This is a genomic window from Aquibium microcysteis, assembly GCF_014495845.1.
Lineage (GTDB): Bacteria > Pseudomonadota > Alphaproteobacteria > Rhizobiales > Rhizobiaceae > Aquibium > Aquibium microcysteis.
Map to the genome: position 1 here is coordinate 3,233,819 of NZ_CP061080.1, position 13,162 is coordinate 3,246,980.

The window sequence follows — 13,162 nt, forward strand, 5'->3', positions numbered from 1 at the left end:
TCACACCAGCTTGAAGACGGACGGTGCCAGCTGCTTCAGCCGCAGCGAGGCGCCGATCATGCTTTCGGAGTGCCCGAGGAGCAGGTAGCCACCCGGCCTCAGATGCCGCAGCAGCCGGCCCACGACCGCCACCTGGGTCGGCTTGTCGAAATAGATCAGGACGTTGCGCAGGAAGATGGCATCGACGTCGCCGTCGACGGCATATGAGTCGTCCATCAGGTTCAGATGCATGAAGCCGACATGCCTGCGCAGTTCGGGGACGATCCGGACTTCCCGCGCGGCGGGATCGCGCGAATGCATCAGGTATCGCCGCTGCATCTCGGCAGGGACCGGCGCGACGAAGTCCGCCGGATAGACCGCACGCCGCGCCTGCGCGAGGATGTCGGTCGAGATGTCCGTGCCGAGGATGGAGAAATCGAACCTCCTCTCGCGGCTGGCCATGTCGGCCAGCACCATGGCGATCGTGTAGGCCTCGGCGCCGTTGGACGCCGCCGCGCTCCACACCTTGAGGGCCGCCTTCCCGCCCCGCGAGCGCGACAGGCAGTCGGGCACGATGTGCCGGCGCAGCACGTCGAAATGCTCGGGCTCGCGGAAGAAGTCGGTCTTGTTGGTGGTGACGGCGTCGATCATGTGGGTGACTTCGGTCGCCAGCCCGCCGTCCTCGAATACGTAGTGGCAATAGTCCGCGAAGCTCGACTGCCCTGTCGCCCGCATGCGTTTGCGGATCCGCCCCTCGACCATGGTGCGCTTGCCGGCCGGAAGCCGGATGCCGGTGTGCCCGCCGACCAATTCGGCGATGCGGAGGAAGTCCTCGTCCGAAAGGCTGTCCGACGGCGGCAGGGGAGCCGTCTGCGACTTGCGGAGGGCTGCGGAGGCAGAGGCCATCGGTCACGTCTCTCCGGCGCCGCTGGGACGCCACTGATGCTGTTTGATGGCGACGACCGGCCGGGGCCGGCCGCCGCTGGTCACGCGATCCCGTCGCCAAAGGCGATCCGGTCGCCTGAGGCGACTCCGTCGCCTCAGGCGACGAGGTCGGCGGGTGCCTGCCTGTCGAGGGCGACCGCGTCCATGGCGATCAGCCTGTCGAGGTCGAAGACCGTCACGAAGGTGCCGTTGCGCCGGCCGACGCCGCGGACCGTCTCGGCCCGCCAGCGTGCACCGATCTCCGGCGGCGGTTCGAGGTCGCCGTCGAGGCCGGTCACCTCGAAGACGCGGTCGGCCTTCAGCCCCAGCTTGCGCATGGATCCGCGCAGCTGAACCTCGAGCACGATGATGCGGGTGTTCTCCGTGTCCGCTGCAGCCGGCAGGTCGAGGCGCGTGCGCAGGTCGATGACCGGAACGCCCTCGCCGCGCACGTCGATGATACCGAGGAAGTCGGCCGGGGCGTGCGGCATCCGCGCCATCGGCTGCGGCTCGAGGATTTCCTGCACCCGCTCCACCGGAACGGCGAACATGTCCTGGGCGACGCCGAGCGTCACGTACTGCGAAGTGATCGACATCTGGGTTCCTCTCGAATGAGCGCCGCTCCCGGGCACGAGCCCGGGAGCAACACCTGTTCCGGTCAGGCCGCGCTGTTGCGCATGAACTGACGGTCGAGTTCGTCCTCGTCACCCTCGAGATCGAGCGCGAAGCCGCCGCCGTTCGCCCTGGCCTTGCTCTTCGGACCGCCGAGCTTCGGCGCGGCGGAACGCAGCGCCGTATGCATCTCGGCCACGCCCAGCTTGCGTCCCGCGAGGGTGGCCCGAACGGCGACCGGCTTGGCCGCAGGGGCCGCCGTCGACGATTGGTCGAGGCGGAAGTAGGAGATGACCTGCTCCAGCTGCTCGGCCTGGCTCGCCAGTTCCTCCGACGTCGAGGACAGTTCCTCGGCCGCCGAGGTGTTCTGCTGGGTCACCTTGTCGAGCTGCTGGATCGCCGCATTGATCTGCGCGGCGCCGGCATTCTGCTCGCGGCTGGCATTGGAGATTTCCGAAACCAGCTCGGCCGTCTTCTGGATGTCCGGGACCAGCCGCGTCAGCATCTCGCCCGCTTCCTGGGCGGCCTTGACCGTGTCGCCCGAGAGGCCGGAGATCTCCTGGGCGGCCGCCTGGCTGCGCTCGGCGAGCTTGCGCACCTCGGACGCCACCACCGCGAAGCCGCGGCCATGTTCGCCTGCACGGGCAGCCTCGACCGCCGCGTTGAGGGCGAGCAGGTCGGTCTGGCGGGCGATCTCCTGGACGATCATGATCTTCTGGGCGATCGTCTGCATGGCGTCGACGGCCTTGCCGACGGCTTCACCGGAGGCCTGCGCGTCGAGCGCCGACTGGCGGGCGATCTTTTCGGTCTGGGTGGCGTTGTCGGCGTTCTGCTTGATGTTGGCCGCCATCTCTTCCATCGACGAGGAAGCTTCCTCGGTGGACGAGGCCTGTTCCGTCGCACCCTGCGAGAGCTGTTCGGCAGAGGCGGACATCTCCTGGCTGCCCGAGGCGACGTTGCGGGTCGCGGTCGTGACTTCCGAGACGACTTCCTTCAGCTTTGCCACCATCCGGTTCAGCGCGTCGATCAGGTCCTTGATCTCGTCGTCCGACTTGACGCTGGCGGTCGCACTCAGGTCGCCGGCGGCGACGGACTCGGCAAGTCCGAGGGCGCTCGACAGGGCGCGGCTGATCGACAGCACGATCCACGTGGCGGCGATCGCCGCGATCAGGGTCGATGCGGCGAGAAGACCGATCAGCAGCGAGCGGGAGAAGCTGTAGAGCTGGTCGGTTTCGACGGCCGCTGCAGCCATCTGCTCGTTGTTGAGCGCGATGACCGCGTTGAGCGCGTCGATCGATACCTGACGTGCCTCCCGTGCCGCTCCGTTGGCCAGTTGGAAAGCATTGTAGTCGGAGTTGAGAAGCGCCGTCTGGCGCGTCGTCTCGACACTGCCGAGCCACGTCTCGATCGCGCTGCGATAGCTGCCGAAGGCCTCACGCTCGTTGAACGGCATCAGCGCCGCATCCTTTTCGAGCCTGTCCCTGAAAGTCTTGATCCTGTCCGTGAGCGTGACGTCGAAGTCCTTCTGCACGACCGGGTCGAGCGTCGACAGGATCACGTTGCGCAGGTCGATGGCGATGCTGGCCGAAACGCGCTCGAGGTCGAGCGTCTCTTCATAGGCGGTCTTGGCGGCCTCGTTCGTGGCCGCCGCGTCGCGCAGCCGGGTGCTCAGCCCGTCGAGCAGCTTGTTGGCGTCGCCGCGCAACTGCCGGGCCTCCTGCACCGAACCGAAGGCCTGGGCGGCGGAATTGCCGCGCGCGAGCGCCTTGACCTCCTCGTGCTTGCCGAGGAAGCCGTTCCAGGCGGCCGTGAAGGCGTCGACCTTCGGCTTCCCCAGATCGTCGCTCGACAGTTCGCGCAGCTTGGCGACCTTCTCCGTGATCGCAGCCTTTTCCGTGACGATCGACTGCTCGAAGCGGTTCATCTCCTCGTCGGTGTTGACGAGGATGAAGTTCTTCTCGTCGCGTCCGATGCGCAGCGTGTGCGCGTTGATTTCGTTGGCGAGCCTGATGCGCTCGACATTGCCGTTGACGATGCCGTTGAGCTCGTCGTTGAGGCTGCCGAGGTTCTGGATGGCCACGAACATGCTGATGCCGGACATGACGACGATCGTCGCGAACGTTGCCCCCAGCTTTGTCTTGAGTGTAAGTCTCATCAGTTGGTCCTTTCTTCCGACTGATGGGGCGGGTTCCTGTCCCCCTCCGCCCCGAAAATGCGCCCCATGTCGGGGATGATGATGAATTCCTCGCCGCGGCGGCCGATGCCGCGGACGAATTCCGCCGGCCACCGCATGCCGACCTTCGGCGCGTCCTCGATGGACGCCGCATCGATGTCGGTGACGTCCTTGACCCTGTCGGCCAAGATGCCGGCGATCGTCGGTTCGCCGTCGAGATCGATCTCGATGACGACGATGCGCGTGTCCTTGTCGGGCGGCGGCCGGTCCATGCCGAACATCACCCTGAGATCCGCGAGCGGCACCACCCGGCCGCGCACGTTGATGAGACCGCCCACGAAGGCGCGCGCGTTCGGCACCTCGGTGATCGGCACGACGTCGAGGATCTCGCGCACGCTCTCGGCGGGGAGCGCGAAGGTTTCGTTCTGAAGCCCCACGGTGAGCGCCTTCATCGCGCCGCCCGCCCCGTTCTGCATCCGACCGTTCATGCCGCCCTCCTCAGGCGTTCGCCCCGCAGCCTGCTTTCCAGCTTCTGGCCGAAGGTGACGAGGTTCATCACGTCGAGGATCAGCGCCACCGTGCCGTCGCCGAGGATCGTGGCGCCGGAAAAGGTCTCGACGTCGGCATGCAGCTTCGACAGCGACTTGATGACGGTCTGGCTGTTGCCGATGATCTGGTCGACGACGAGGCCGACGCGGGCTTCGCCTGCCGAGACGATGACGACCTTCTGGTAGGGATCGGGCGGAGTGGTCGTCCTGAACAGTTCCCGCAGCCGCAGGAACGGCACCAGGCTGCCGCGGATGTTGAGGAAGTTGCGGCCCTGGTCGCAGAACTCGGCGGCGGGCGGCAGTTCGACGCATTCCTCCACCGCCGACAGCGGGATCGAGTAGCGGCCGTTGCCCACCCGGACCAGCATGCCTTCGATGATGGCGAGCGTCAGCGGCAGCCGCAGCGTCGCCGTGGTGCCCTCGCCCGGCCGCGTCGACAGGTCGATCGAGCCGCGCAGGCCCTCAATGGTGCGCTTGACGACGTCCATGCCGACCCCGCGGCCCGAGACCGAGGTGATCTCGCCGGCGGTCGAGAAGCCGGGATGGAAGATCATCTGGTGGAGCTCGGCGTCCGTGATCTTGGCGTCCGGCGCGATCAGCCCCGCCTCCTCCGCCTTGGCGCGGATGCGCGCCGCGTCGAGGCCCTTGCCGTCGTCGGTGATGGAGATGGCCACCTCGGCGCCGGAATGGATCGCGGAGAGCTTGACTCGTCCGCGTATGCCCTTGCCGGACGCGAGCCGCTTCTCCGGGCTTTCGATGCCGTGGTCGATCGAATTGCGGATGAGGTGGACCAGCGGATCGGCGAGCCGCTCGATCATGGTTTTGTCGAGCTCGGTCTCTTCGCCCGTGGTGACGAACTCGATCTCCTTGCCGAGATCGTGCGACAGGTCGTGCACGAGGCGCCTGAACCGCCCGAACAGCGAGCCGATCGGCACCATGCGGATGCCCATCGTGGTGTCGCGCAGGCCGGAGGCGAGGCGTTCCAGCTCCTCGGCGACGTTCTTGAGGTTGAGATCGTTGCTGGCGCTGGCGATCTGGGTCAGCCGCGACTGCGCGATGACCAGTTCTCCGACGCGGTCCATCAGTTCGTCCAGCCGCTCGGCCGGCACGCGCATCGAGGAGCCCGCGCGGTCGGCCGGTCCGGTCGCCGCGGGTGCCTCCTTCGTCGCGCCGCGGGCCGGCGCGGGAACCGCGGGGCGGTCCTCGCTCGTCGCGACGGCCGCGGGCACCGCTTCCGCCGCCCCCGCAGCGGCGGTGACGGCCGCGTTTGCGGGCTCGATCGACAGTTCCATGCCGTCGCGGATGAACATGAAGACGTCCTCGATCTTCTCCAGGCCGCCGTCCGTGTCGAGGACCACGTCCCAGCCGAGATAGGCGAGCGTCGGTTCCATCGTCTCCAGCGTCGGGATCCGGTCGGTGAGCGCAGTGACGCGGCAGGGGCCGAGTTCGCGCAGTTCGTCGAGCAGCAGGAGCGGATTGGTGCCGAAGGCCAGCGCGTCGTCCGGCAGCCGGAAGACGATCCGCCAGGCCTTCACGCCTGTTCCGGACGCATCCGGCGCCGGCGCGACGACCGGCTCGGGCGCCGGCGCCCCGTCCGTCTCCACGATCCTGCGCAGCGCTTCGAGGATGGGCTGTCCGGCCGGCGCGTGCCGGCCGGGCTGCTCTATCAGCTTCTGAATGTGATCGCGGGCGGCGAGCGCCACGGTGACGAGCCCCGGATTGACCGTCGACCGGCCCTTGCGGACCTTGTCGAAGGCGGTTTCGAACTCGTGCACGAAATCGGCCACCTCGTCGAAGCCGAACATCGAGCCCGATCCCTTGAGCGTGTGCAGCGCCCGGAAAGCGGCATCGACGAGGTCGTGCTGGTCGGGCCGCTGCTCCAGATCGAGCAGCGACTGTTCGAGCGCGTCGAGGAGCTCGCGCGCCTCCTGCCGGAAGGTTTCGGCTGGGTCGATGCCGGTGCTCATGCGCCTGCCACCTTCCGGACCACCGAGAGCAGCTGGTCCTGCTTGAAGGGCTTGACGATCCAGCCGGTCGCGCCGGCCTCGCGCGCCTGGCGCTTCAGGCCGTCGTCGGACTCCGTGGTCAGGAAGACGATCGGCACGCCGGCGCTGGACGGATGCGAGCGGTACTTCCGGATGAAGTCGAGACCGTTCATTCCGGGCATGTTGAGGTCGGTCAGGACCGCATCGATCCTGTTGCCGACCGCCTTGTTGTAGCCGTCCGCCCCGTCGCACGCCTCGAGCACGGTGTACCCGGCCGTGGAGAGGGTGAGGGCGACCATCTGGCGGACGGAGGGAGAGTCGTCGATGGTGAGGATCGTCTTGCTCATGGCAATGACCTTTCGTCGCAGGATGTTGTTGCCGGGATCAGCGGTGTACCGGCGCGATGCCGAGGCGCCTCAGGGCCTCGGCCAGGGCGCCGTCCGGACCCGCGATGATGGAAAACCGACGGCCGGCCTCGTCCGCACTGCGGCAGGCGGCGAGCAGGACCTGGACGATGCCCGCATCGACGGACGTGACCGCGGTCGCGTCCAGCGCGACCGGCTTCCAGCCCCGCGACGCCGAGAGCAGCGCCTCGCGCAGCTCTGCCGCGCCGCGCAGATCGAGTGGCCCGCTCTTCTCGATGACGATCGCGTCCGAGCGGTCCCGCCCCGGACGGTCCAAGGAAACAACTGAATTCACTGCCGACGCCCCCTGTACACGGTTCTCGCCTGCCACTTGCCCGCCACGGCGGGCGAAAGGACCGACTGCGAAAACCTGAGTCCGATGGTTAGGTCGTCTGGATTAAGGAATATTGAATCAAAACAGGAATTTACTTGACTCGCTTCAGTATTGAGACGGAAGCTCGTACAATTTTCGGTTGATTCGAAAGACGACCGGAAGATCGGCGACGGGGTTCGCCCGGCCCGCGACGGTCTGCGACGCGCCTCAGGCCGCGAGTGTCGCCTCGTTCGCGCGCAGGACGTCGGCGATCTTCGGCCATTGCGCATCGAAGGCCGCGACGCAGGCGGGGTCGAAATGGCTGCCGCCGAGCGAAAGGATCTCGGCGCGCGCCCGCTCGACCGGCCAGGACGGCTTGTAGGGCCGCTCCGAGCACAGCGCATCGAACACGTCCGCCACGGCGACGATCCGTCCCTCGATCGGGATCGCCTCGCCCGCGAGGCCGGCGGGATAGCCCGTTCCGTCCCATCTCTCGTGATGCGTCCTTGCGATCAGCGCCGCGATCCTGACGAGTTCGGACGATCCGCCGTCGAGGATGCGCGCGCCGATGCTCACATGCGTGCGCATCTGGTCGAACTCGTCGGCGCTGAGCCGGCCCGGCTTGTTGAGGATCGCGTCGGCGATGCCGATCTTGCCGATGTCGTGCAGCGGCGCCGCGAGGTAGATCATCCGCTGCCGCTCTTGGTCGAAGCCCAGCGCCTCGGCGATCAGGCGCGAGATCGTCGCGACCCGCGAAACGTGGTCGCCGGTCGTGCCGTCGCGGTACTCCACCGCGCGCGCCAGGCGCCAGATGACCTCCTCCTCGCGCTCGGAAAGGTGGCGCACGGCCGCCTCCACTTCGCGTGCCAGGCGCGCGGCGCGGTCCGCCAGTTCCACCTGAGCCTGCCGCAGGTCGAGCAGGTTGCGGGCACGCGCGAGCAGCTCGCTCCAGTCGAAGGGCTTGGTCAGGAAGTCGGTCGCGCCCAGTTCGATCGCCCGCCGCTTGAGGTCGCGGTCGTTCATCGAGGTGATGACGACGATGGGAACCGTCGCATAACGGTCGAGCGCCCGCAGCGCGGCAAGCACCTCCAGACCGTCCATCCTCGGCATGACGTAGTCGACCAGCACCAGATCGAACTGTTCGAGCCGGCAACGCGCCAGCGCTTCCTCGGGATCGAGGAACCCCTCCGGCTCGCAATTTTCCAGACGCGACAGCTGGTCCACGACGGCCAGAAGGCTCGATCTGCTGTCGTCGATCACGATCGTCCGCATTGAGGCCCCCCAGCCACGCCCTGCCGGATCGTTGGCGCAAGAATGTTCAGGACGGGTTAAGATCGTGACGAGACTGAAGTCCGAATCGACAGAGTCGCACCCGGCGGGATTCCTTCGGAAATGTTTATCGCGGGGAGGAAAGTTGTGGTGCCGCTTGCGTGACTCGAACACGCGACCCCATCATTACGAATGATGTGCTCTACCGACTGAGCTAAAGCGGCCCTCCCGACGCGTGCGTCTGCAGCGCCGGATCGTGTGCGCCTGATACCGGCATCGGGCGCAAAGTTCAAGCGGCAAGCGCGACAAATCGGTGTGCCCGGCGATCCCGCGCGGAGACGGGGCCCGTCGGACAGCACCGGTACGGATTCGGAAAGGCCACCACGCGACGGCGACCCGGGTCGATGCCGGTCCCCGCCGCCGCAGGCCGGCTGGCGTGGCCAATCAGGGGCGCGACGATCGATGGGACCCCGTTTCGAGGCTGCCTCCGGGGCCAGTGGGTCGAGCCCGCGTGCGCGCCGGCCCGAGAGGCCTCCCGCGCTCTCCGTCACGACGCCGCAGCGCGCAATATTCAGCCGCTTGGCGATGGACTCTTCGCGGCGCTACGCTAATCTCGCGACGACCTGACTGCGCGTCGTCGGCGCAGACCCATCCGAGAGACAGGCACAGGAGGAGATCGATGTCTGACGTGAAAATGGTCGTGAACGGCCGAACGGTGACCGGCACCGTCGAGGACCGGACGCTGCTGGTGCATTTCCTGCGCGAGAACCTGGGCATGACCGGCACCCATGTGGGCTGCGACACCTCGCAGTGCGGCGCCTGCGTGGTGCATCTCGACGGCAAGGCGGTGAAGAGTTGCTCGATACTCGCCGTCCAGGCCTCCGGCTCCGAGGTCGTCACGATCGAGGGCCTGGCGAACGGCGCCGACCTGCATCCGGTCCAGGCCGCCTTCCGCGAGCATCACGGCCTTCAGTGCGGCTTCTGCACGCCCGGCATGATCATGGCCGCCACCGACATGATCGCCCGCCACCCCGAGGGGCTCGACGAGAAGACCGTGCGCGCCGAGCTCGAAGGCAACATCTGCCGCTGCACCGGCTATCACAACATCGTCAAGGCGATCCTTGCGGCCTCGGAGGCCATGTCGAAAGGCGCGGCGAAGGCCGCCTGACCGGCGAGGCCCGGGCGCGGGAGGAGGAGGCGCCAGGAACCGTCGCATCGCCGTCCTGCGGGTCGGCGCTTCCGGTTCCCGACTGCCGTACCGCCCCGGCCGCATCGCCGTGACTGCCGTCAGCCGCAACGTGCAAAGCAATTCTGGAGGAGGTTTGGACATGGGCATGGAAGGCATCGGCGCACGGGTCGTGCGCAAGGAAGACAAGCGATTCATCACCGGCGCGGGCCGCTATGTCGACGACATGGTGGTCCCCGGCATGAAGCATGCGGCATTCGTGCGCAGCCCGCACGCGCATGCCGAGATCGAGAGCATCGACGTCGCGGCCGCCAGGGCGATGCCGGGCGTGATCGGCGTGCTGACCGGCCGCGAGATCAAGGCAGACGGGATCGGCAACCTGATCTGCGGCTGGATGATCCATTCGAAGGACGGCACGCCCATGAAGATGGGCGCCTGGTCGCCGATGGCCACCGACCGGGTGCGTTTCGTCGGCGAGGCGGTGGCGATTGTCGTGGCCGAGACCAAGGGCCAGGCGCGCGACGCCGCCGAGGCCGTGGCGGTCAGCTACCGCGAACTGCCGGCGATCACAGACGCGGTGGCCGCGATGCAGGACGGCGCGCCGCAGCTTCACCCCGAAGCGGAGAAGAACCTGATCTACGACTGGGACATCGGCGACGCCGGCGCCGTCGACAAGGCGCTGGCGTCGGCCGCTCACGTCACGACCATGCACCTCGTCAACAACCGGCTCGTGCCCAATGCCATGGAGCCGCGCGCCGCGCTCGGCCACTACGACAAGGCCGAGGACCACTACACCTGCTGGACGACCTCGCAGAACCCGCACGTCGCCCGCGTGGTGATGAGCGCCTTCTACAACGTCGCGCCCGAGAACAAGCTGCGCGTCATCGCGCCCGACGTCGGCGGCGGCTTCGGCTCCAAGATCTTCATCTATCCCGAGGAGATCACCTGCCTGTGGGCGTCGAAGAAGACCGGCGTACCGGTCAAGTGGGTGGCCGACCGCACCGAGAGCTTCCTCACCGACGCCCATGGCCGCGACCACGTCACCGAGGTGAAGCTCGCCTTCGACGCCTCCAACCGCATGACGGCGATGAAGGTCGAAACCGTCGCCAATCTCGGCGGCTACATGTCGCTGTTCTCGTCGTCGGTGCCGACCTACCTCTATGCCACGCTGCTGTCGGGCCAGTACGCCATCCCGGCGATCCACTGCAACGTCAAGGCGGTCTACACCAACACCGCCCCTGTCGACGCCTATCGCGGCGCCGGCCGACCGGAAGCCACCTACGTGGTGGAGCGCGTGGTGGAGACCGCCGCGCGCGAGCTTGGCGTCAGCCCGGCCGAGCTTCGCCGGCAGAACTTCATCACGCAGTTCCCGCACCAGACGCCGGTGATCATGGCCTATGACGCCGGCGACTATGCCGCCTCGCTCGACGCGGCGATGCAGGCTGCCGACCATGCCGGCTTCCCGGCCCGCAAGGCCGAGGCGGCGAGCCGCGGCAAGCTCCGCGGCATGGGCTTGAGCTGCTACATCGAGGCCTGCGGCATCGCCCCCAGCCAGGCGGTCGGCTCGCTCGGCGCGGGCGTCGGCCTGTGGGAATCGGCCGAGGTTCGCGTCAACATGGCCGGTACCATCGAGGTGCTGACCGGCTCGCACAGCCACGGCCAGGGCCACGAGACCACCTTCGCGCAGCTGGTCTCGCACCGCCTCGGCGTGCCGATGGAACAGGTCTCCATCGTCCACGGCGATACCGACAAGGTGCAGATGGGCATGGGCACCTACGGCTCCCGTTCCGGCGCCGTGGGCATGTCGGCCATCGTCAAGGCGCTGGACAAGGTGGAGGCCAAGGCCAAGAAGATCGCCGCGCACCTGCTGGAGGCCGACGAGGCCGACATCGTCATCGAGAACGGCGCCCTGAAGGTCGCCGGTACCGACAAGGCGCTGCCCTGGTTCCAGATGGCGCTCGCGGCCTACGCCGCGCACAACCTGCCGGCGGGCATGGAGCCCGGCCTCAAGGAAGGCGCCTTCTACGACCCGACGAACTTCACCTTCCCGGCGGGCTGCTACATCTGCGAGGTCGAGATCGACCCGGAGACGGGCACCACCGAGATCGTCCAGTTCGTCGCGGCCGACGATTTCGGCAACATCATCAACCCGATGATCGTCGAGGGCCAGGTCCATGGGGGCATCGCACAGGGCGTCGGCCAGGCGCTGCTGGAAGGCTGCCACTACGATCCCGCGACCGGACAGCTGATCACCGCGAGCTACATGGACTACACCATGCCGCGCGCGGGCGACCTGCCGTCCTTCACCGTGTCGACCACCAACACCCCCTGCCCGGGCAATCCGCTCGGCATCAAGGGCTGCGGCGAGGCCGGCGCGATCGGCTCGCCTCCGGCGGTGATCAACGCCATCACCGACGCGATCGGCAACAACGACCTTACCATGCCGGCGACGCCGCAGAAGGTGTGGGCGGCGATCCGCGCCGGCACGCGGCACTGAACCAGCCACCGAAGAGACGAACGGCAACCAGGATGGGGTGAAAGCGCAGCGGCAGGATCGGGTAAGGCGGCCGGCAGAGGCCGGAGCGCCTTCCCTCCCCGCCCCGCCACCCGGAAGGAGAAGAAACCATGTATTCCGTGAACTATCACCGCGCCGCCTCGGTGGAGGATGCCGCGAGCCTGCTCGCCGCCAATGCCGAGGCCAAGCTGGTGTCGGGCGGCATGACGCTGATCCCGGCCATGAAGACGAGGCTGGCGGCGCCCAGCGACCTGATCGACCTGCGCCACGTCGCTTCGCTGAAGGGGATAAGCGTGTCGGGCTCGTCGGTGACGATCGGCGCCGGCACGACCCATGCCGAGGTGGCCAAGAGCCATGAACTCGCCGCCGTCTGCCCCGCCCTGGCGAAACTTGCCGGCGGCATCGGCGATCCGCACGTGCGCCATCTCGGCACCATCGGCGGGTCGGTCGCCAACAACGATCCGGCCGCCGACTATCCGGCCGCGCTCCTGGCACTGGGCGCCACGGTCGTGACCAACAAGCGCGAGATCGCGGCCGAGGATTTCTTCACCGGGCTGTTCGAGACCGCGCTCGGCGACGGCGAGATCGTCACCGCCATCCGCTTCACCGCCCCGCAGCAAGCCGCCTACCAGAAGTTCCGCAACCCGGCCTCGCGCTACGCCATGGCCGGCGTCTTCGTCGCGAAGGGCGGCGACGGCGTGAAGGTGGCGGTGACGGGCGCGGGCGACAACGGGGTGTTCCGCTCGGCCGAGATCGAGGCGGCGCTGTCGTCGAACTTCGACGCCTCGGCGCTGGACGGGCTGACCCTGCCGGCCGACGGCATGATGTCGGACATCCACGCCTCCGCCGACTACCGCGCCAACCTCGTGGTGGTGATGGCCAGGCGCGCCGTGGCCGCAGCCCGCGGGTGATCCGCAACAGACATCGGCTCCCATCATCGTGACCGGCGGGAGGCCCCTGCAGGGCCTTCCGCCTTTTTCGGGCCAGCCGCCCGGCTGCCGGCAGCCGCATGCGCCTGCCTCACACGCGGCGGAACGGCCGCATCTCGCAATCTTTCAATTTGCACCGATCGGCTTCACCGCCCCGCAAGACGGTCCATGCTAATCCGACCCTGAGGGGGAGAATTGTCGCCATCGTGCGGCAAAGGCATGATGCCGCTTCGTCCCCGGCCGGTCGACCCGGCGGTGCGTTCCTCGACAGCGATAACCGCGACCGCGGCAGGACATTTCCTGCCGGCGACCACGCCCGGTCGCG

The 13,162-nt window shown here is 67.9% G+C and carries 11 protein-coding genes and 1 tRNA gene; 3 read left to right on the forward strand and 9 right to left on the reverse strand.

Annotation, left to right across the window (positions count from 1 at the left end; all coding sequences use genetic code 11):
• From IAI54_RS15095 to IAI54_RS15135, 9 genes are all read right to left on the reverse strand, one after another.
• Window positions 1-885, reverse strand: a complete 885-nt coding sequence (locus IAI54_RS15095) for a CheR family methyltransferase (RefSeq protein WP_187967988.1) — start codon at window positions 883-885, stop codon at window positions 1-3.
• Window positions 886-1,019: 134 nt separating this feature from the next.
• The gene (locus IAI54_RS15100; RefSeq protein WP_187967989.1) at window positions 1,020-1,499 is read right to left on the reverse strand and encodes a chemotaxis protein CheW; all 480 of its coding nucleotides are present in this window, start codon (window positions 1,497-1,499) and stop codon (window positions 1,020-1,022) included.
• 62 nt (window positions 1,500-1,561) lie between these two features.
• Window positions 1,562-3,670, reverse strand: coding sequence for a HAMP domain-containing methyl-accepting chemotaxis protein (locus IAI54_RS15105; protein WP_187967990.1), 2,109 nt, complete (start codon window positions 3,668-3,670; stop codon window positions 1,562-1,564).
• On the reverse strand, window positions 3,670-4,176 hold the full coding sequence (locus IAI54_RS15110; RefSeq protein ID WP_235679058.1) for a chemotaxis protein CheW: 507 nt from the start codon (window positions 4,174-4,176) through the stop codon (window positions 3,670-3,672). Before IAI54_RS15110 ends, IAI54_RS15105 begins: the two co-directional genes overlap by 1 nt.
• Window positions 4,173-6,203: a chemotaxis protein CheA gene (locus tag IAI54_RS15115; RefSeq protein ID WP_187967991.1), complete on the reverse strand. Its 2,031-nt coding sequence runs from the start codon at window positions 6,201-6,203 to the stop codon at window positions 4,173-4,175. Before IAI54_RS15115 ends, IAI54_RS15110 begins: the two co-directional genes overlap by 4 nt.
• Window positions 6,200-6,568 carry a response regulator gene (locus IAI54_RS15120; protein WP_187967992.1) on the reverse strand — a complete coding sequence of 123 codons (369 nt, stop codon included), beginning with the start codon at window positions 6,566-6,568 and terminating at the stop codon, window positions 6,200-6,202. Before IAI54_RS15120 ends, IAI54_RS15115 begins: the two co-directional genes overlap by 4 nt.
• A 37-nt stretch (window positions 6,569-6,605) precedes the next feature.
• Window positions 6,606-6,902, reverse strand: coding sequence for an STAS domain-containing protein (locus tag IAI54_RS15125; RefSeq protein ID WP_187967993.1), 297 nt, complete (start codon window positions 6,900-6,902; stop codon window positions 6,606-6,608).
• A 264-nt stretch (window positions 6,903-7,166) separates the two neighbouring features.
• Window positions 7,167-8,210, reverse strand: a complete 1,044-nt coding sequence (locus IAI54_RS15130; RefSeq protein ID WP_187967994.1) for an HD domain-containing phosphohydrolase — start codon at window positions 8,208-8,210, stop codon at window positions 7,167-7,169.
• 145 nt (window positions 8,211-8,355) lie between these two features.
• A tRNA-Thr gene (locus tag IAI54_RS15135) sits at window positions 8,356-8,431 on the reverse strand.
• Window positions 8,432-8,886: 455 nt separating this feature from the next.
• On the opposite strand from IAI54_RS15135, the gene IAI54_RS15140 reads away from it, so the two are divergent.
• The 3 genes from IAI54_RS15140 (at window position 8,887) to IAI54_RS15150 (ending at window position 12,819) form a co-directional block, all read left to right on the forward strand.
• Complete coding sequence (locus tag IAI54_RS15140; RefSeq protein WP_187967995.1) at window positions 8,887-9,375, forward strand: (2Fe-2S)-binding protein; 489 nt, start codon at window positions 8,887-8,889, stop codon at window positions 9,373-9,375.
• 160 nt (window positions 9,376-9,535) lie between these two features.
• Window positions 9,536-11,890, forward strand: a complete 2,355-nt coding sequence (locus tag IAI54_RS15145; RefSeq protein ID WP_187967996.1) for a xanthine dehydrogenase family protein molybdopterin-binding subunit — start codon at window positions 9,536-9,538, stop codon at window positions 11,888-11,890.
• 128 nt (window positions 11,891-12,018) lie between these two features.
• Complete coding sequence (locus tag IAI54_RS15150) at window positions 12,019-12,819, forward strand: FAD binding domain-containing protein (protein WP_187967997.1); 801 nt, start codon at window positions 12,019-12,021, stop codon at window positions 12,817-12,819.
• Window positions 12,820-13,162 lie beyond the last annotated feature (343 nt).

Bases quoted from the DNA above. Each gene is read 5' to 3' on its own strand.
- IAI54_RS15120 (WP_187967992.1), bottom strand. From the start codon at position 6,568: ATGAGCAAGACGATCCTCACCATCGACGACTCTCCCTCCGTCCGCCAG.
- IAI54_RS15110 (WP_235679058.1), bottom strand. From the start codon at position 4,176: ATGAACGGTCGGATGCAGAACGGGGCGGGCGGCGCGATGAAGGCGCTC.
- IAI54_RS15095 (WP_187967988.1), bottom strand. From the start codon at position 885: ATGGCCTCTGCCTCCGCAGCCCTCCGCAAGTCGCAGACGGCTCCCCTG.
- IAI54_RS15105 (WP_187967990.1), bottom strand. From the start codon at position 3,670: ATGAGACTTACACTCAAGACAAAGCTGGGGGCAACGTTCGCGACGATC.
- IAI54_RS15130 (WP_187967994.1), bottom strand. From the start codon at position 8,210: ATGCGGACGATCGTGATCGACGACAGCAGATCGAGCCTTCTGGCCGTC.
- IAI54_RS15150 (WP_187967997.1), top strand. From the start codon at position 12,019: ATGTATTCCGTGAACTATCACCGCGCCGCCTCGGTGGAGGATGCCGCG.
- IAI54_RS15100 (WP_187967989.1), bottom strand. From the start codon at position 1,499: ATGTCGATCACTTCGCAGTACGTGACGCTCGGCGTCGCCCAGGACATG.
- IAI54_RS15145 (WP_187967996.1), top strand. From the start codon at position 9,536: ATGGGCATGGAAGGCATCGGCGCACGGGTCGTGCGCAAGGAAGACAAG.
- IAI54_RS15115 (WP_187967991.1), bottom strand. From the start codon at position 6,203: ATGAGCACCGGCATCGACCCAGCCGAAACCTTCCGGCAGGAGGCGCGC.
- IAI54_RS15140 (WP_187967995.1), top strand. From the start codon at position 8,887: ATGTCTGACGTGAAAATGGTCGTGAACGGCCGAACGGTGACCGGCACC.